Annotated in this window: 21 protein-coding genes and 1 pseudogene; 8 read left to right on the top strand and 14 right to left on the bottom strand. The window is 29.9% G+C overall.

Going from position 1 to position 18551, the window contains the following annotated elements; all coding sequences use genetic code 11:
- From L8X24_RS07385 to moaC, 4 genes are all read right to left on the bottom strand, one after another.
- The coding region (locus L8X24_RS07385; protein ID WP_263664265.1) for a cache domain-containing protein at nucleotides 1-1206 on the bottom strand (1206 nt) is incomplete at its 3' end.
- A 50-nt stretch (nucleotides 1207-1256) separates the two neighbouring features.
- On the bottom strand, nucleotides 1257-2381 hold the full coding sequence (locus tag L8X24_RS07380) for a hypothetical protein (protein ID WP_263664264.1): 1125 nt from the start codon (nucleotides 2379-2381) through the stop codon (nucleotides 1257-1259).
- 12 nt (nucleotides 2382-2393) lie between these two features.
- Nucleotides 2394-2657, bottom strand: a complete 264-nt coding sequence (locus tag L8X24_RS07375; RefSeq protein WP_263664263.1) for a DUF493 domain-containing protein — start codon at nucleotides 2655-2657, stop codon at nucleotides 2394-2396.
- The gene (gene moaC, locus L8X24_RS07370) at nucleotides 2635-3108 is read right to left on the bottom strand and encodes a cyclic pyranopterin monophosphate synthase MoaC (RefSeq protein ID WP_263664262.1); all 474 of its coding nucleotides are present in this window, start codon (nucleotides 3106-3108) and stop codon (nucleotides 2635-2637) included. The genes L8X24_RS07375 and moaC overlap by 23 nt, the downstream gene beginning before the upstream one ends.
- 87 nt (nucleotides 3109-3195) lie before the next feature.
- Here moaC and L8X24_RS07365 point away from each other — a divergent pair, with 87 nt between their 5' ends.
- Nucleotides 3196-3357, top strand: coding sequence for a highly acidic protein (locus L8X24_RS07365; RefSeq protein ID WP_039627773.1), 162 nt, complete (start codon nucleotides 3196-3198; stop codon nucleotides 3355-3357).
- 2 nt (nucleotides 3358-3359) lie between these two features.
- Nucleotides 3360-4670: an MFS transporter gene (locus L8X24_RS07360; protein WP_263664261.1), complete on the top strand. Its 1311-nt coding sequence runs from the start codon at nucleotides 3360-3362 to the stop codon at nucleotides 4668-4670.
- Here L8X24_RS07360 and L8X24_RS07355 read toward each other — a convergent pair.
- Nucleotides 4639-5115 carry a hypothetical protein gene (locus L8X24_RS07355; RefSeq protein ID WP_039617266.1) on the bottom strand — a complete coding sequence of 159 codons (477 nt, stop codon included), beginning with the start codon at nucleotides 5113-5115 and terminating at the stop codon, nucleotides 4639-4641. The genes L8X24_RS07360 and L8X24_RS07355 overlap by 32 nt on opposite strands.
- 107 nt (nucleotides 5116-5222) lie before the next feature.
- Here L8X24_RS07355 and L8X24_RS07350 point away from each other — a divergent pair, with 107 nt between their 5' ends.
- Complete coding sequence (locus L8X24_RS07350) at nucleotides 5223-5606, top strand: group III truncated hemoglobin (protein ID WP_263664260.1); 384 nt, start codon at nucleotides 5223-5225, stop codon at nucleotides 5604-5606.
- Nucleotides 5607-5620: 14 nt separating this feature from the next.
- Here the strand turns inward: L8X24_RS07350 and L8X24_RS07345 are convergent, their stop codons facing one another.
- From L8X24_RS07345 to recA, 4 genes are all read right to left on the bottom strand, one after another.
- The gene (locus L8X24_RS07345; RefSeq protein WP_039667888.1) at nucleotides 5621-6304 is read right to left on the bottom strand and encodes an AMIN domain-containing protein; all 684 of its coding nucleotides are present in this window, start codon (nucleotides 6302-6304) and stop codon (nucleotides 5621-5623) included.
- Nucleotides 6294-6470, bottom strand: a complete 177-nt coding sequence (locus tag L8X24_RS07340; RefSeq protein ID WP_263664259.1) for a hypothetical protein — start codon at nucleotides 6468-6470, stop codon at nucleotides 6294-6296. The genes L8X24_RS07345 and L8X24_RS07340 overlap by 11 nt, the downstream gene beginning before the upstream one ends.
- 101 nt (nucleotides 6471-6571) lie before the next feature.
- Nucleotides 6572-7816 (bottom strand): phosphopyruvate hydratase, encoded by a 1245-nt coding sequence (gene eno, locus L8X24_RS07335; protein WP_263664258.1) that lies wholly within the window; start codon nucleotides 7814-7816, stop codon nucleotides 6572-6574.
- Entirely contained in the window at nucleotides 7816-8853 is a 1038-nt protein-coding gene (gene recA / locus L8X24_RS07330) for a recombinase RecA (RefSeq protein WP_039617275.1), read from the bottom strand. Before recA ends, eno begins: the two co-directional genes overlap by 1 nt.
- A 109-nt stretch (nucleotides 8854-8962) precedes the next feature.
- Here recA and L8X24_RS07325 point away from each other — a divergent pair, with 109 nt between their 5' ends.
- From L8X24_RS07325 to L8X24_RS07315, 3 genes are read left to right on the top strand one after another with little or no spacing between them, the layout of a single operon-like run.
- Nucleotides 8963-9826, top strand: a complete 864-nt coding sequence (locus L8X24_RS07325) for a menaquinone biosynthesis family protein (RefSeq protein ID WP_263664257.1) — start codon at nucleotides 8963-8965, stop codon at nucleotides 9824-9826.
- Nucleotides 9827-9851: 25 nt separating this feature from the next.
- Nucleotides 9852-10121, top strand: a complete 270-nt coding sequence (gene fliQ, locus L8X24_RS07320) for a flagellar biosynthesis protein FliQ (protein ID WP_263664267.1) — start codon at nucleotides 9852-9854, stop codon at nucleotides 10119-10121.
- Entirely contained in the window at nucleotides 10118-10894 is a 777-nt protein-coding gene (locus L8X24_RS07315) for a UDP-N-acetylmuramate dehydrogenase (protein ID WP_263664256.1), read from the top strand. The genes fliQ and L8X24_RS07315 overlap by 4 nt, the downstream gene beginning before the upstream one ends.
- On the opposite strand, the gene L8X24_RS07310 is transcribed toward L8X24_RS07315, so the two are convergent.
- Genes L8X24_RS07310 through topA form a run of 5 tightly spaced genes read right to left on the bottom strand, consistent with a single transcriptional unit; the run spans nucleotide 10887 to nucleotide 16414 of the window.
- A complete protein-coding gene (locus L8X24_RS07310; RefSeq protein ID WP_263664255.1) occupies nucleotides 10887-11537 on the bottom strand; it encodes a hypothetical protein in 651 nt (216 codons plus the stop codon). The two genes, L8X24_RS07315 and L8X24_RS07310, sit on opposite strands and share 8 nt — an antisense overlap.
- The gene (locus L8X24_RS07305) at nucleotides 11537-12295 is read right to left on the bottom strand and encodes a 3'(2'),5'-bisphosphate nucleotidase CysQ (RefSeq protein WP_263664254.1); all 759 of its coding nucleotides are present in this window, start codon (nucleotides 12293-12295) and stop codon (nucleotides 11537-11539) included. The genes L8X24_RS07310 and L8X24_RS07305 overlap by 1 nt, the downstream gene beginning before the upstream one ends.
- Nucleotides 12296-12334: 39 nt before the next feature.
- Nucleotides 12335-13513 (bottom strand): cation:proton antiporter, encoded by a 1179-nt coding sequence (locus L8X24_RS07300; protein ID WP_087685281.1) that lies wholly within the window; start codon nucleotides 13511-13513, stop codon nucleotides 12335-12337.
- On the bottom strand, nucleotides 13494-14330 hold the full coding sequence (locus L8X24_RS07295; protein ID WP_263664253.1) for a biotin synthase: 837 nt from the start codon (nucleotides 14328-14330) through the stop codon (nucleotides 13494-13496). Before L8X24_RS07295 ends, L8X24_RS07300 begins: the two co-directional genes overlap by 20 nt.
- Nucleotides 14330-16414 carry a type I DNA topoisomerase gene (gene topA / locus L8X24_RS07290; RefSeq protein WP_412175332.1) on the bottom strand — a complete coding sequence of 695 codons (2085 nt, stop codon included), beginning with the start codon at nucleotides 16412-16414 and terminating at the stop codon, nucleotides 14330-14332. Before topA ends, L8X24_RS07295 begins: the two co-directional genes overlap by 1 nt.
- Before the next feature lie 130 nt (nucleotides 16415-16544).
- Here topA and L8X24_RS07285 point away from each other — a divergent pair, with 130 nt between their 5' ends.
- Both L8X24_RS07285 and L8X24_RS07280 read left to right on the top strand, forming a co-directional pair.
- Nucleotides 16545-18263 (top strand): motility associated factor glycosyltransferase family protein, encoded by a 1719-nt coding sequence (locus L8X24_RS07285; RefSeq protein WP_263664252.1) that lies wholly within the window; start codon nucleotides 16545-16547, stop codon nucleotides 18261-18263.
- A gap of 74 nt (nucleotides 18264-18337) precedes the next feature.
- Nucleotides 18338-18551: pseudogene (locus L8X24_RS07280) on the top strand (flagellin); the annotation flags it as partial.

Below are 18551 nucleotides of genomic sequence, written 5' to 3'. Positions count from 1 at the left end.
CTCTAATGCATTTTTAGTTTTAGTAATGTTTTCATTAATAGCTTTTGCCATAGCACCAAGCTCATCATTTGTTTTAACATCTATCATAGCAGAATCTTTAGTTTTATGATTGATGAAGTCAAAGAAAGAGTTGAGGCCGATTTGAAGTTTATGAATTGTTCCAACAACACTTTTTTTAACATAAAAATAAATCACACTAATAATAATAAAAAGCACAATTGCAGAAATTGCAAATATAATAAATGCTAAAGAATCAGCAGGCTTTTCCACTGATTTTTTTGGTGCTATAGTTACAACACTCCAATGATCATTAGAGCCCTCCCAAAGATCAAAATTTACAAGCTGGGCTAAATTTTCTTCATTTGTAGAAGCAGGTATAAAAGTAAATAAACCATTGGTTTTGGTGCTTTGCATGTCTAGTATTGTTTTTGCACTAGGATGAGGATTAATTTCTGTGATGATTTTTCCAACATATTCTGCTTTTGGACTAGATATGATTAAACCATCACTTGAAATCAATAAACGTTGGTCATTTGCAAATAAACTCTTATTTGGATCATTTAATTCTTCTCTCAATAAATCAATGCGCACAAGCATACCTATTGCACCAATTGTTTCGTTATTTTTTCCAAAAATTGGTAAAACAATGTTTACTAAGTATAATTTTTCTCCATTTATAGAATAATCTCTAGGTCTTCCAACAGCAGGTTGCTTGGTTTGTAAAGCTTTTATGAGAGAATTTTGTTGTAAGATTACTTCTTCAGCTTGGATGAATTTAATTGATCCTTTTTGTTGTGGATTTTCATCTTTTGCTAATAATAAAAACTTTCCTGATGGAGTAAGATTTAAAGGATTATTGCCGTGGTATTGGTTAAGATGAATATATGCAAAATAAGTCCAAGAATTTGAATCTAGCATACTGCTTATTAAAATTTTAAGATCTTCTATATCTAAGTTATTATCTTTATTTGCAAAATTTTTAATAACGCCTTGCGCTGTTTCTAGTGTTGAATATGCGTTTTGGGTAATTGCTTGAATCCCATTTGAGTATCTATTGGCGCTACTTAATAAAAGTTTATGAGCTTCATCATTAAGCATTTCTTGGCTTTTTGAGATTATCGTTACAGATAAAATTCCTATGCCAATAAATATTACAGAAGATAAAATTAAAATCATTTTTGTAGTTAAATTAAAATTTTTAAACATTAGTTACCTCTTTCATCTGATGTATTTGATAAAATGGTAACTTTTGTTTTTTAATATTTTTTTATTAGTTTGTTAATTTTTTCCCACAATCTTACTCCTAATTCTTTTGCATTATTTTTATCTAAACTTTTATATTTATGACTAGCAAGTTTTTCAAGCTCACTTAGCTCTTTGGCTAGAATGTTAAGTTTATTTTGTGCTAGCTTGCTAAAGTCGTCAATTTTTGGATTTTGTTTAATTTCATTTATTTTAATAAGGATTTGTTCTCTATTTTCTTGTATGAGACGTTTAAATTTAGCAAATAAAGTGTCAAATTTATTTTCTAATAAATCTTTGAGTATGTCTTTTACAGGGTTGTCAAGTTCTGATGATATTTTTTTAAGCATTTGAATAAATTCTTGTTCTATATCTATGAGTTCTTTTTCTTTGTTTTTTAAATCATATTCTAAAGCACTATATGCAAAGCTTGATTTAAATTTTTCAATCGCTAAAGAAATTCCTTCTTGCGCTCCATAAATACTTCCAATACATAAATCATAAGCAAAGGCTTGTGATTCATTAGCAAGTTCAAAAGCTGCATTTAAAACCACTTGGGAGATTTTTAAAATTCTTTCTTTTTCAAAACTTCCTTCACAAATTGCATTAAAGACTAAATTTTTAGCAATCTCACAAGAAGTAAGTTCTATATTTTCTCCTTTTTCTAAGGTTGTGATAAAAGCACTTTCAGCAGTTTCTTTTAAAAGACCTAGTATTTCTATATCATAAAGCATAGCATCATTAATGCTTATATTAAATTCATTTAAATTCAAATCCTTTAAGGTTTTTTCTAAGTCAAAAAAATTATCACAAATTTTATGCTTAATGGTGTTTTTTTGTTCTTCGATTTTTACTTTTAATTTGCCATATTCATTAATATAAGCAAAAAATGCTTTTTTATCCTCTTCCACTCTAGCTTTGATGATACCTTGGATTATTCTAGAAATATTTTCTTCATTTATAAGTTCAAGTTTTTCTAATACCTTAGAAAAGATGGCAAAAAGTTCTTCATTGCTAGTATTTTCAAAACTAATTTTTTTATAACTTAGACTAAAAACAAGCTCGCTAATTAAGTTTGGAATTTCATTTTTTTCACAAGCTAAGAGAGAATTTTCAAAAATAATGGCTAAATTTTTCATAGTTTTTCCTTTTTATAGTACAAATTTGGCTTTACTTTTTAATTGATTAAAAATATTTAAACGGTCACTTTTGCTATCTACATAAACACTCAAAAGATAACTTTTGTATGTTCCTTGTTTGCTAGTATTTGAGATTTTGTATTTAAATTCTCTTTCATTAAGTATTTGGGTAAAAATTTCTAAAGCATCAACCCCAGCTTCAAAAACGACTTTATAATCCCAAAAAGTAGGGTAATTTATAATAGGTTCTTTTTTAAGATCGCAGATATTTACCACTTTTTCCTCCTTCTTTACTTTCTAAAACTATATTAGTAATTTGCATACTCTTATCAATAGCCTTAACCATATCATAAATAGTTAAAAGCCCAATGCTAACAGCAGTTAAGCTTTCCATTTCAACTCCGGTTTTTCCTTCGCATTTTACGGTTGCAAAAAGTTTAAAAGAATATTCTTCTTTGTTTTCTTCTATATGGGTTTGTACTTTTGAAATCATTAAAGGATGGCACATTGGAATGAGATTTGAAGTTTGTTTAGCTCCCATGATGGCTGCTGTGATGGCAGTTTGCAAAACAGGTCCTTTTTTAGCTTTATTTTCAATGATAGCTTCAAATGCTTCTTTACTCATGTATATTTTACCGCTAGCACAAGCTTCTCTTTGAGTGATATCTTTTTGACTTACATCTACCATTTTGGGATGATTTTTTTCATCTAAATGCGTTAAATTCATATTTTTCCTTAAGTAAAGTTTGAAAAATTATACCAAAATGTATATTTTTATATTAAAATACTACTAAAAAATTTTAAAGGATTTATAATGGCTTATGATGATGAAGAATTTGAAAATTACGATGATGAAATGTATGATGAAATAGATGATGATACTTATGCAAATAATCAAAGATCGTATAATTATGATGATGATGATTATGAATACGATGATGATTATAGTGATGATGATACTTATGAGATGGATTAAGAGTGAGTAAAAATCTTAGTAAAAAAGATATAAAAGTTTTAGGTCTTTCTTCTTTGGGAGGGACTTTAGAATTTTATGATTTTATCATTTTTGTATTTTTTGCAAGTTATATTTCTAAAAATTTTTTTCCTGAAAATTTAAGTCCATTTTGGCAAATGTTTAATACTTATGGAATTTTTGCTGCAGGATATTTAGCTAGACCGCTTGGTGGTGTAGTTATGGCGCATTTTGGCGATAAATTTGGTCGCAAAAAAATGTTTATGCTTAGTATTTTACTGATGGTTATACCAACTTTTTTACTTGCTTTTATACCTACTTATGAAAGCATAGGGTATTTATGTATACTATTTTTAGTATTTGTAAGGATTTGTCAAGGTATAGCTATAGGTGGGGAATTGCCTGGTGCTTGGGTTTTTGTATTTGAGCATGCTCCAAAGGGTCAAAAACGCACTTATCTTGGAATTTTAACAGCTTCTGTGGTAGGTGGAATTTTACTTGGTAGTTTTGTGTTTTTGATGATGAATAAATTTTTTACACAAGAAGAGCTTTATGAGTGGGCATGGAGAATTCCATTTTTCTTGGGAGGAATTTTTGGGATCATTTCTGCTTATTTGCGTAAATTTTTAAGAGAAACTCCTGTTTTTGAGCAAATGAAAAAAGATAAAGCCTTAGAAAAATTCCCTTTAAAAGAAGTGTTTAAAAAGGCTAAGCTAGGCATAGCACTTTCTATGTTGATAACTTGGGTTTTAACTGCTTGCATTGTTGTGATGATTTTAATCATACCTTCTTTTATGGCAAAAATGTTAAATATTGATGCAAGCGTTCAAACTTATATGCAAATGCTTGGTATAGTTGTGCTTGTAACTGGCTGTATATTAAGTGGAATTTTGGCTGATAAAATAGGTATAGTGAAAGCTTGTGTGGTTTTTTCATTAGGATTTTTCTTAACTTGCTTGTTTTATTTTAATGCTCTTTATACTAAAACACCTGATTTTAATACAGTGAGTGTGTATTATTTGAGTGCTTGTTTTTTTGCCGGAGTAATGAATTTTTGTCCTTTAATGATGAGTGAAGTATTTGATGCTAAGATTAAATTTTCAGGACTTAGTTTTTCATATAATATAGCTTATGCATTGGCTGGTGGGTTTACTCCGCAACTTGCTTTATTTTTACACACCATTGCTTTAGCAAATTTAGAAAATATTACTCGTTTTTATTTGGGATTTTATATGTTAGCTATGGCTATAATCTCACTTATTTGTGCTTTGATGTTTAAATATCTTAGTAATACCCAACGCACATACTCTCAGTGATTTTAATACGCTTTTCCAAAGGAGTGGGGCTAAAAAAATGGCATTTTTCGATGTAAATATTATAATTATAATCTAGCTTTAAAAGATCGTAAAATGCCTTTAAATTTACAAATTTAACCCCGCATACTTCTTTTATATCTAAGATTTTATAAATTTGAGAATTATTTTTTTCTACTAAATGAGATGGAGCTAAAGTAGTAAATGAGCAAAAGGCACTTGCTAATACATAGCCGCTTAAATTTTCACATTTTTGTATAAGGTGTTGGTGTTTTTTTAAAACACTTTTTTTGTGTAAAAATACCACTCTTGTACCTTGATAGCGTGCTGCTTGAATATTTTTCCAAAATTTATAAGCGTTTTTAGAGATATTTGCTAATTGATGTAATTGCACATTTAAAACATAATCATCTAAGAACTGATTGGGTGGTAAAATAGTATAAGTCATAGTTTTTCTTTAGTTTTGTTTTTAAAATTATACTAAAAATTGACTTTTGTTTATATTTTTAATCCATAAATTTAATACAATAAGTAAAAAATATTTTAAGGAAAAGCATGAAATTTGAAACTATTAATCATGATGGTATTAAAAAACTTATGGATGTTTTTTATGCAAAAGTTAGGGTAGATAAAGATTTAGGGCCTATTTTTAATGAGAAAATTGGTACAGATGATGAGAGTTGGAAAAAACATAAAGAAAAAATAGCAAGTTTTTGGGCGGGGATGTTTTTAGCTGATCCAAGTTATAGTGGTTCACCTTTGAGAGCCCATCATGAATTACCTCCATTTCCTAGAGAATTTTTTGATATTTGGCTTAACTTATTTGATGAGAGTTTGCAAGAAGTTTTTGAAGATGAACCAAGAAATATCATTATAGAAAGAGCTAGAATGATAGCCCAAAGATTTCAAATGATTATTTATGATCATAGATTTGCTTAAGAGTTTAAAAACTCTTAGCGATAGTTAAATGTATGTAAGTTTTCACTATGTGAATATTTATAACTGTATTTTCCATCAAGATATATTACCAAACGATAATACCCTTTATGTGAACCAAATACAACTTTTCTAACTTGTGCTGTATTAACTTGCAGTGTTTTGGTGTTAAAATTTTGTTTTTTAGCAAAATCTATAATAATTTTAGTAGGATCTCCTATAGAAAGATGTCTTAGTATTTTATCCTGGGTTTTGATATTGATTTTGTTATTATAAAAACCAAGAGAAATAAAATTATAAATATTTCCGCTAAAAAGTGGTGTTTCTATGTTTAAAGTAGTGTTGTTTTCTTCTGTTTTTGAGTTTTTATTTCCTTGTTTTTGTGGCACGGTTACAGATACATCAAGTATAGGCGTGGCATTTGGACTTTTAGTTTTTATAAATGAGTAGGTATCATGCCAGTTAATACTTTTGTATATATCCAGAGTGGTTTGTTCTTCAGAACCATCAAGATTAATGTAAGTAATGGTAATATTTTTTAAAATTCTCGCATCAGAATTAAAGTTAAAATCTTGCCTTTGGAAAGGACTAAGTTTTGCAAATTCGGTATTTTTTTGTTCTATGTTATTATCAAAAGGATTGTCTTTTGCATTTAAAAATACACAAGAAAGTAAAAACAATATAAAAAATTTAATTCTCATGCGAATTTTCTCCCTTAAGTCTTAAAAGTTGCAAATATTCTTTTTGAGCTTGAGCATTTTTAGCTTTTAAAGTCATTATATTTTTTTCTAAAATTTTTTGCTCTTCTTTAAGTGTTAGTAGTACATCTAGAGAAGATTTACCAAAAAACATATTACCAAAAAACATAGCAACAATAATAGCTACAAATGATAATGTAATGGTTTTGATGAGTTGACGATGAGCTTCCTTTTTTTTAGAATGCTCATCATACTCTTTTAATAAATCGCTCAGAGTTTATCTCCTAAGTACTCATCATTATCAAGTTCAATTTCTAATAAGCGATTGTATTTAGCAGTTCTTTCGCCTCTTGCTAGAGCTCCTGTTTTGATTTGTCCTGTATTAAGCGCTACTGCAAAATCAGCTATAAAAGCATCTTCGCTTTCGCCACTTCTGTGACTCATAATACATCTGTAATTATTTCTATGAGCTAATCTTACTGTTCTCATAGTTTGAGTGATTGTTCCAATTTGATTAGGCTTAATCAATACAGCATTTGCCATATTTTTCATGATACCTTCTCTTAAAATATCTTCATTGGTTACAAACAAATCATCACCTACAAGTTGAACTTTGCTACCAAGCTTTTGAGTAAGTTTAATCCAACCTTCATAATCATCTTCAGCTAAACCATCTTCAATACTAAAAATTGGATATTTTGCACATAATTCTTCATAACGCGCGATTAAGTCTTCACTTGAGAAAACTTTACCCTCTAAATGGTATTTACCATCTTTATAAAGTTCACTACTTGCTACATCTAGCGCTAGTTTGATTTTATTTTCATAGCCTGCCTTTTTAATACAAGTCATTAAAAGATCAAGAGGTTCTGTATTATTTGCTAAATTTGGTGCAAAACCGCCCTCATCGCCTAAGGCAGTAGAGTGACCTAAGTTGGCTAATTCTTTTTTCAATACTGCATAAATTTCACAAACTGATCTTAATCCTTCTTTAAAGCTTGAAAAACCAAAAGGCATAATCATAAATTCTTGAAAATCTACGCTATTGTTTGCATGTGCACCACCGTTGATGATATTACACATTGGCACGGGTAGTACGCTTGCATTTACTCCACCTAAATAGCGATATAAAGGTACACCTAGTGCATTAGCAGCAGCGCGTGCTGTTGCCATAGAAATTCCTAAGGTTGCATTTGCTCCTAGGTTAGAGTAGTTTTTTGTCCCATCAAGTTCTAAAAGGGTATTATCCAGTTGGGTTTGATTAAATGCATCAAGCCCTATAATGTTTTCAGCTATGGTGCCATTGATGTTTTCAATCGCTTTTAAAACACCTTTACCACCAAATCTTTCATCATTATCTCTTAGTTCTAAAGCTTCTTTTTTTCCCGTGCTTGCACCACTTGGAACGATAGCGCTTCCCACGCTGCCATCGCTTAGCATGATTTCGGCTTTAATGGTAGGGTTGCCTCTACTATCTAAAACTTCAAAAGCTCTTAAATCTTCAATAATCAACATTATTCCTCTCCTTCTTCATCATCTTCTTTTGCACCCAAAATCATACTATCTATACCGATTGAATTTTGTATGGCTTGAGTGATTTCATCTGCAATAGCTGGGTTTTCTTTTAAAAATGCTTTGGCATTTTCTCTACCTTGACCAAGTTTAGAAGCCTTGTAAGAAAACCACGCACCGCTTTTATCAATAATATCAAGTTTTACACCATAGTCTATTAGCTCGCCCTCACGGCTTACACCCTCGCCAAACATCACATCAAATTCAGCCTGTTTAAAAGGAGGGGCTACTTTATTTTTAGCCACTTTTACCTTAACACGGTTTCCAATAGGCTCATCATTTTGTTTTAAAGTAGCTGTTTTTCGTACATCTAAACGAACCGAAGCATAAAATTTTAAAGCATTTCCTCCGGTAGTTGTTTCAGGAGTGCCATAGCCCATCATGCCTATTTTCATACGAATTTGGTTGATGAAAATTACAGTAGTATTCATTTTATGAACGATACCGGTTAATTTTCTTAAAGCTTGGCTCATTAATCTTGCTTGAAGACCTACATGCTGATCTCCCATATCACCTTCGATTTCTGCTTTTGGAGTAAGTGCAGCAACGCTATCTACTACTATTAGATCAATGGCTCCACTTCTTGCTATGGTTTCAACGATTTCTAAGGCTTGTTCTCCAAAATCTGGTTGAGAGATGTAAAGATTTTCTGTATCAACACCTAAATTTTTTGCATATCTTACATCAAGAGCGTGCTCTGCATCGATAAACGCACAAACTCCACCTTTTTTTTGACATTCTGCTATGATGTGTAAGGTAAGTGTAGTTTTACCTGAACTTTCAGGCCCATAAATTTCTATAATTCTTCCTTTTGGAACCCCGCCAATTCCTAAAGCCAAATCAAGTCCAACCGAACCTGTAGGAATAGAATCAATTTTTTCAACTTCTTTATCGCCAAGTCTTAAAATAGTACCTTTTCCAAAGGTTTTATCAAGACTTTTTAAAGCCGCATCAAGTGATTTTCTTTTATTATCATCCATACTTGTTAATCCTTTTATAATATGTTTAAAATTGTATCAAAAAGAAATTTAATATAAGTTTTTATTTTGAATTTTGCTAAAATACTTTTTTAGATTTTTAAGGAAAAAAATGAATAAAAAAATTAGCGTAGCACACTCTCCTGATGCTGATGATATTTTTATGTATATGGCGATTAAATTTGGTTGGGTTGGAAATGCTTATGAGTATGAAAATACAGCTTTAGATATACAAACTTTAAATGAACTTGCATTAGAAAATATATACGATGTTAGTGCGATATCTTTTGCGCTTTATCCTTTAATAGCCAGTGAATATGCTTTATTAAAAACTGCTGTGAGTTTTGGCGAGGGTTATGGGCCAAAGCTTATTAAGAAAAAAGATAAAAAATTAAAGCCAAATTTTAAAGTTGCTTTAAGTGGAGCACACACTACTAATGCTTTAATCTTTCGCATAAAATACCCACAAGCTAGGATAGTTTATAAGAATTTTTTAGAGATTGAAAAGGCTGTTTTAGAAGATGAGGTTGATGCAGGAGTGCTTATACATGAGAGTATTTTAGAGTTTGATTCTAGTTTGTGTGTTGAGGCTGAACTTTGGGATATTTGGCAAGAATTAGCCAAAGATGATTTGCCTTTACCTTTGGGTGGTATGGCTCTTAGAAGATCTTTACCGCTCAGTGATGCAATAGCGGTTGAAAAAGATTTGATTAAAGCAGTAGAAGTAGCCGATCATAATAGAAAAATCTTAGCTTCTATGCTTTTAGAGCGTAATTTAATACGCGTAGATGCCCAAAAACTTGATGTGTATTTAAATTTATATGCAAATAAAAACTCTATAAATATGAATGATAAACAATACAATGCTATAGATAAGCTTTTTGAGCTTGGGTTTAATCATGGATTTTATGAGAAGTTAATAAAAAGCAAAGATTATCTTATACCTAGTGAGTATGAAGAATTTAGAAATTCTTGATAGAATTTAAATTTTTAAGGAGTAAATCATGGAAAGTACTTTAGTAGCCTTGGGTGTACAAACTTTTAAAATCACACTTATGCTTTCTTTACCTATGCTTTTAGCAGGACTTATCGCAGGGCTTATTATAAGTATTTTCCAAGCTGTAACGCAAATTAATGAAGCTACGCTTTCTTTTGTGCCAAAAATTTTACTTGTTGTTGTGGTGATAGTATTTTTAATGCCTTGGATGATAAGTTCTATGATTGATTTTACAACGAATATTTTAAATCAAATTCCAAGCTTTATTAGATGATTATTGATTTTTCTAAGTACTCTTCTGTGCGTATAGGCGAGAGCTTTGAAGTGCAAGTGCTTGAAGAGCCTTGTAAATTTGATGGTTTTTTAGTAGGTGGGGCAAATAATCTTTTAATTTCTCCAAAGCCTAAAAAACTTGGAATTTTAGGGAAAAGTTTTGATTATATTAAAATTTTAGAGCAAAATGAAAAAGGTATGTTTTTAGAGATAGGCTCTAGCGTGAAATCTTTTAAAATGTATCATTTTGCTAAAGAAAATAACCTAAAAGGCTTTGAGTTTTTAAGAAATATCCCAGGGACTTTAGGTGGTATTTTAAAAATGAATGCAGGATTAAAAGATGAGGATATTAGTAAAAACTTAATCAGCATTTGCACTTTTAATCAAGAAATTTTAAAACAAAACATCGCTTTTGCTTATAGGTTTAACCCTATTAAAGAAGTGATGTTTAGTGCGAAGTTTTTTTTAGAATATGGATTTGACCCAGTTAAAGATGAACTTTTAAAAAATGCAAGAAAAAATCAACCCAAAGGCGCTAGTTTTGGATCTATTTTTAAAAACCCCAAAAACGATCATGCAGGAAGGTTGATAGAAGCAGTTAATCTTAAAGGTTTTAGTAAAAATGATGCGATGTTTAGTAATGAACATGCAAATTTTTTAATCAATAAAAAACACGCTAGTTTTGATGATGCGATGTTTTTGATAGAGCTTGCTAAGAAAAGAGTTTTTGAAGAATTTGGGATTGTTTTAGAAGAAGAAGTGGTGATTATATAGTATTTTTAATATCTTCATAAACAATTGTAGCTATTTCTTGGACTAATTCTTGATAAGATTTATTTTTATCATTTGTGCTAAATTGAGTATTGATAGTAAGGATTTTATGATCTTTTAGTTTTTTTGTTTTAGTATTAAAAAGTTTGTATTCTATGTCGGCTTTGACTTCAAAATTGGAAAAAAGCAAGAAATTTTGTTGGCTTGCTTGAATGCTTTTTAAATCTAGCAAAATAATAAAATCAGCCTTTTTAAAACGATTAAATTCTAAAAACTCATTTGCATTGATGAAATTTTTATTTGTTTGTAAGATATTTTGGCTGTTGATATAAGTTTGATTTTCTTTTTGACTAAGTAAGGCAAAATTATTTTGCTCATTTAAAATAGCACTTAATGCTTTTAGTGTGTCTTTTGCCATGGTTTTAGCATCGATTTTTAAGTTTGAAAAATAAAAATTATATTCTTTTTCATAACTTGGCACTAAAGCTAAGGTGTTAATGTGTGAGAGTTTATCATAATTTATATTTTGTTCAAGATTGATGATATTAAAATCATCGTTATTTTGTAATTTGATGATTTTTTTATTTGCAAAAGAGTTAGCATAAATAGCACTTAAAAAACAAAAAAATATTAAAAAAAATCTCACTAAAAACCTTTTAACTTAAATTCATTCTTAGCAAAAGCTATAAAACTTGGAAGTTTAAAATCAGGACTATTATAATCTAAAGCTTTTTTATCAAAATCATATAAAATTCCACCATTTTGTTTGACTAAAAAATCTCCCGCAGCTATATCCCAAGCTTTTGGACCACCAAAACGCGGGTAAATTCCAGCTTTTGCTTCAAGTAAATATACAAATTTCAAAGCAGATGAAACCTTAATGCCTTCAAGATGATTTTGAATGAAAAAATCTTCATTGTTATCATGATTTTTAGAGTAAAGGGCTATATTTTTAACTTTTTCGTATTGTTCTAAACTAAGATTTAAAATTTCATTATTTTTATAAACCTTAGTATGAGCATGTGCATAATAAAACGCATTATTTTCCACATCGCCTATGAGTGAAAGTATAGGGATGTTTTTATGGATTAATGCGATTAAAACACAATATTCTTTATCTTTTTTAGCATAAGATTTAGTACCATCAAGAGGATCTATAAGCCAAAAATACTCTAAATTTTTTCTTTCTTCATAAGAGAGTATATTTTCTTCAGAGCATATAGCTATATCGCTTGAAGCCAAAATCTCACTAATAGCTTCATTAGACTTTATATCAGCTAAACCTACCGGAGAATCATCATCTTTAAGCCACAAGGTATTTTTGTCTTTATATTCAAGCAATACTTTTGAGGCTTCCTTGCCTGCTTTTAAGGCTAATTCTAAAAGTGTGTCTAAATTTTTCATAAAAAAAGTATAGCAATTTTATATAAATACTTAGTAGAATTATTTTCTACTAAGATTATTGATAAATTTAATTAAGCTAATGGCTAAAATTGCTTCAAGTAAAGCAGTAAGCACTAGCCCTGAGTATATATCTTGAGTGATGATATTGGTTTGATAAGAAAGCGTAGCTACTGCGATGAGTAGGGTTAGTGGCATAGAATGACTTAGCCCAAATAAAAAAGTATTTTTTAAACCAAGTATTTTTACAAAAGTCATAGCACAGAGTATTCTTAGTCCTATCATAAAGGCAGTTAGCGAAAAAGCTATGAGTAAAACTTGAGGGTTTAAAAGCATTTGAAGCTTAAAGCTTGAGCCTATGTAGATGAAAAATATAGGGATTAAAAAGCCATAACCAAAACTAGAAAGTTTATGCTCTAAGTCTTTTTTATGATCAAAAAAAGTAGCTATAAATGAACCTGCTATAAAAGCTCCAAGTGCAACTTCAAGTTTAAAATAAATCATAATCGCAACTATGGCTATGAAAATTGCCATGCAAAATCTTATATCTTTTTCGTTTTGATCTTGCCAAGGCATGAGTATGGTTTTAAGCTGTGGATACCACCAAAAAAGCACTTCTAAAAATTTAAATCCAAAAATACAAAGTGCTAAAAATCCCACTAAATATAATAAATTTTGAGTGAGTGAGAAAAGATCGGCTCCTTTTCCCAAAAATGCTGCAGCTATGGTAAGCAAAACTATGCTTACAACTTCAGCTAAAGTGGCTACTACCATAGATACATTAAGCCACTCACAGTTTTTGCCAAAATCTCTATAAAGCGTTGAGAGTAAACCTACGCTCATAACAGGTATAATAATAACAAAAATATAAGAAATATCTATACTTTCAACCGCTAAAACACTAAAAGCATATAAAAGTATAATGTAGATAAAAGCTTTATTAAGCAAGCTTCTTTCGGTGTTTAAAAAGGTTTTAAGATTAATCTCCATACCCGCAATAAACATAAGATAATAAAACCCCGCATTAGCTAAAAGCTTAAAATTCTCACTTTCTCCTATAAAACCCAAAAATCCTATAAAAGAACCAAGCATGATTTCAGTGGCTGAAAGTGGGAGTTTTAAAAATTTAGCAATATAAGGTGAAGTTAGTAAACATCCTGCTACGACTAATAAAATTTTTAAATCCGTAGCAGCTTGAGCATCAATGGCATGAGCTAGCAAAGCTAAATCCCATTTGTTTTAGTTTTTGTATGTCTTTGCTTGGTTTTTCGCCTTTGGTTGTAAGATAATCGCCCACTACTATAGCACTAGCTCCTGCGTCAAAAATTTCATATTGCCTTTCTTTTAGCACTACTTCTCTACCACCTGCTACCATGATATGTGCATTTGGTAAGTCTTTTTTAGTGTCTTTGATGATATTTAACGCCTCATCAGGATCAAGTAAAGCTTGTTTGAGTTTTAAATTTTCATTTGGTATGAAAAAATTAATAGGCGAAGAAAAAGGATCAAGCTCTTTTAAACTTGCTCTAAAACTTTTTCTATCAGCTTCGCTTTCTCCAAGACCATAAATTCCACCACAGCAAAGCATTAAACCTGCTTCTTTAGCATAAAGATTAGTTTGAAATCTTTGCTCCCAAGTATGCGTAGAGCAAATGTTTGGAAAAAATTCTTTGGAAGTTTCTAGATTATGATTATAAGAAAAAATTCCTGCTTTTTTTAATTCTTTGAGTTGTTCTAAATTTGCTATGCCATTGCAAGCTATGAGTAAAAGTCCTTCTACTTCTTTTTGCACTGCATGAGCTACCTTGCACACATACTCAAGTTTTTCATCATCAAGCCCAGCTCCTGCTGTAACTAAACAAAAACCCAAAGCCTCATTTTTCTTAGCCATTTTAGCTTCTAAAACAATTTGATCTATATCTTTTCTTTTGTATTTGTTGATATTAGTTTTCACATGAGCACTTTGTGTGCAGTATTTGCAGTCCTCCCCGCACCATCCACTTGCTATATTAGATATAGCACAAAGCATGATTTGCATTATATTTCCTTTTTGATTTTGCATTTTAAGCACTCTAAAAATGTGCCTTTTTTAAGCTCTTTGATGATCAAAGTTTCGCCACATTCGCTACATTTTTCTTCACTTGGTTTGTATTTGCTTATATAGTTGCATTTTGGATAAGCACTACAACCATAAAATTTACCACGCTTAGAAAAACGCTCCACAATCTCGCCTTCTTGACAGTTTGGGCATTTTACACCTATAGTATTGAGCTTTTTCTCACTTTTTTCTTCATTTTGTATTTCTTGTTTTAAATTTCTTGAGTATTTACATTTTGGAAAATTTAAACAAGCTATAAATTCTCCATATCTTCCTTTTCTTATAGCAAGCTCACCACCACAATCAGGGCAGGTTTCATCTAATTTTGTAAAAGTTTTTTGACTTTTTATATTTTTTTTACCCTCATCGATTTTTCTCATAAAAGGAAAATAAAACTCTCTTAAAACTTCTTGCCAGTCCATTTTGCCTTCTGCAATGATGTCAAGTTTATCTTCCATTTTAGAAGTAAAATCACTATCTACTATATCACTAAAGTTTTGTTCTAAAACTTCTGTTACAACAAAGGCTATTTCATTAGGTATGATTTGCTTTTTATCTATATGTACATATTCTCTTGCACTAAGTAAAGAAATAGTTGGAGCATAAGTTGAAGGGCGTCCTATACCAAGATTTTCTAGCTTTTTAACAAGCCCAGCTTCAGAGTATCTTGAAGGTGGCTCGGTAAAATGTGGGTTTAATTCTATATTTTGGATATTTAATGTATCTTCTAGTTTTAAATTAGGTAAAATTTTATCTTTGTCCATATCCCCATATACTTTATAATGCCCATCAAATAAAATTTTTCTACCACTTATTTTAAAACTTGCTTCATTTGATTTTGCATAGACATTTTGAGTTTGAGATATAGCAGGATTCATCTGTGAAGCTAGGAAGCGATTGTATATTAAAGTATATAATCTTGCTTCATCTTTTTCTAAAAACTCACTTGCAAGTTTTGGAGTAAAGCTAAGATTAGTCGGTCTTATAGCCTCATGTGCTTCTTGAGCGCCTTTGCTTTTAGTGGTGTAAATATTTGCTTTGCTTGGTAAGTACTCTTTGCCAAAATCATTTTTAATGAGCTTTCTTACTTCTTCTAAGGCTTCTTTTGCGATGTTTAAGCTATCAGTTCTCATATAAGTGATCACACCCATAATACCTTGATGAGTTTTTACGCCCTCATAAAGTTTTTGAGCTATCATCATGGTTTTTTTAGGGTTAAAACCTAGGCGATTGCTCGCGCTTTGTTGCAAAGTTGAGGTCATAAAAGGTGCTTGTGGGGCTATTTTTCTATCTTTACTTTCTATATCTTTTATTTTAAAGTTAGCATTTTTACAAGCTTCAAAGATAAGCTTAGCTCTATCTTCGTTAGTTAGACTTAGTTTTTCTATCTTTTGGTTTTGAAACTCAACTAGTTCAGCTTGTAAGTCTTTTTCAAAAATCATATCTATACTAAAATATTTCAAAGGAACAAAAGCTTTGATTTCTCTTTCTCTATCGACGATGATTTTTAAAGCCGCACTTTGCACACGCCCTGCACTTAAGCCTTTTTGGATTTTTTGATTGAGTAAAGGGCTTAGTTTATAACCTACTATGCGATCAAGTAAGCGTCTAGTTTGTTGGGCGTTGACGCTATTTATATTTAAAGATCTTGGGTTTTTTAAAGCATTTTCTATGGCACTTTTAGTGATCTCATGAAAAACTATGCGTGGCAGGGAATTTTCATCTTTATTAATAGCCTTAGCTATATGATAAGCTATGGCTTCACCCTCGCGATCCTCATCGGTTGCAAGGTAGATGGTTTTAGCTTTTTTAGCTTTTTCTTTGAGTTCTTTTACTAAGCTTGAATGATCATTTGAAATTCTATATTCTGGTTTAAAATTTTCATCTTCTATTTTTATACCAAAGCTAGTTTTAGGTAGATCTCTAATATGGCCTTTAGAAGCTATTACTTCATAGTCTTTACCTAGAAAATTACCTATGGTTTTAGCTTTAGCAGGTGATTCTACTATGATTAAATTTTTCATTATTTTCCTTGTGAGGATTAAAATTAGTAAAAGTGTATAAAAAAAAGTTAAATTTTTTGCTTAGATGGGTTTTTAAATAAAATGCAATTAATGTTATAATTTTCTGTAATTTAATTTCATAGGATAGATAATGTTTTTGCAAAAAAATTTACAAGCTTTAGAATTTACTAACAAACCCTTGCAAGAAAAAATTTTATCTTTAAAAGAAGAATTTATTGGTATCTTTTCAAGTCAAACACCCTTTGTGCCTTTAAAAGATGACTTAATAAAACCTAATATATTTTTTTGCGGTATAGGAGATGGGCTTTTTTTAAAAAAACTTATTAATAAACATATTTTTATTTTCGATAAAGCTGAATTTTTTGCTAATGTTTTAAGTAAGATGGATTTAAGCCAAGAACTTTCAAGTGGAAAAATATATCTTTGCGATGTAGAAGAGAAAAGGTTGGAAGAATATCTTTTTTTACTTTTTTCACAAAAAGATTGTTTTGAATATTTAGGGCTTTTTAAGCTTTTGCCTTATAGTGAATTTTATGATCAAAGTCCTATGTTTGATTTTGTGTATCAAAAATGTTTAGAAATTATAAAAAGAACAGTTAGAAATGTTGATACTAGTTTTGCTACAGATTCTAAAATTTATAGACAGTTTTTATCCAATATGCCTTTGGTTTTACAAAATATCCCATTTCAAAGGTTTATTTATGAAAATAAAGGAAAAAACAAAAGTGTTATTGTGGTATGTGCAGGACCTTCTTTGAATAAACAACTAGAACTTTTAAAAACATATCAAGATGATTATGTGATATTTGCTTTGGATGCTACTTACAAAACTTTGCTTAAGAATGAAGTTTATCCTGATTTTGTTTTTTCGATGGATATAGGTGAAAAATGTAAGTGTTTTTACGAGGATTTACCTTTAAATCCCAAAGAACCTATTTTTATACTTAGTGGAAATATAAATAAAGAATTGATATTAATTTTAAAAGATAAAAAACAAAAAATTTATATTTTACAAAATTTAGATTACCAGCAAAAATTTAATTTAAATGATTTTGGTTATTTAGATATTGGTATAAATGTAGCCCATTTTGCTTATAATTTTGCCATAGCTTTAGGGTTTATTAATGTGATTATGATAGGGCAAGATTTGTCTTTTAGTGAAGATGGAAGTTCGCATGCAGATACAGATGTTTTTAGTTTTGGTGATATTAAAACTATAGAAGATAATAGAAAAAAATCAAAAGTGTTAGCTTATAATAAACAAGGTTATATTCAAACTCATATAGTATGGGATGAATTTAGAAAGCGTTTAGAGGTTTTATTTCTTTCAAATCCACAAATAAGTTTTTATAATGCAACAGAAGGTGGTGCTTTTATAGATTATACTATAGAAAAGCCTTTTAAAGAGGTGTTGGAATTATTAAAAGATACTAAAAAAGATTATATTTTGCCTAATATTTTAAGTTTTAATAGGCAGAAAAAAATATTACTAAAATCACTAGAGCTCTTACAAAAAGATTATTTTGAATTAAATGCTTTATATGAAGATGCACAAAAAATCTTAAATGTTTTGAAACAAAATAAAACCAAAAATCATCTTTATGAAAAATTTATAGATGTTGTTTTGAAATTTAATACAATGATTGATGAAAGTAAAATTTTACAAAGTTTTATGTATAAGCCATTATTTTACCATAGAGGTCTTTTTAATATTTGCCTATATGAAGATCCTCAAAATGCTTTATTAAGATATATAGATTTTCTAGAAATATTTTTAGAATTTACAACATTAAGTTTGAAAAACATGGAAAATTCTATACATGAATATAAAAATATATTAAAAGTATAAAATTTTTTTCTTTATTTTCGATATAGTCTAAACAACGGCATGGAAGCGGTTGAATTTATTTAAAAGGATTTAAAATGGGATTTCGTATAAATACTAACGTGGCATCTTTAAATGCTCAAAACAATGCAAATTTAAACTCAAGAGCGTTGGATAGCTCTTTATCTAGACTTAGCTCAGGTCTTAGAATCAACTCTGCAGCAGATGATGCTTCTGGGATGGCTATTGCAGATAGCTTAAGATCTCAAGCTAATACTTTAGGCCAAGCTATTAACAATGGTAATGATGCTT

The sequence above is a fragment of the Campylobacter sp. CNRCH_2015_0814 genome, from assembly GCF_025772765.1.
Classification (GTDB): domain Bacteria; phylum Campylobacterota; class Campylobacteria; order Campylobacterales; family Campylobacteraceae; genus Campylobacter_D.
Note: the sequence above shows the minus strand (reverse complement) of the source record. Positions and strands in the feature narration are given on the sequence as shown.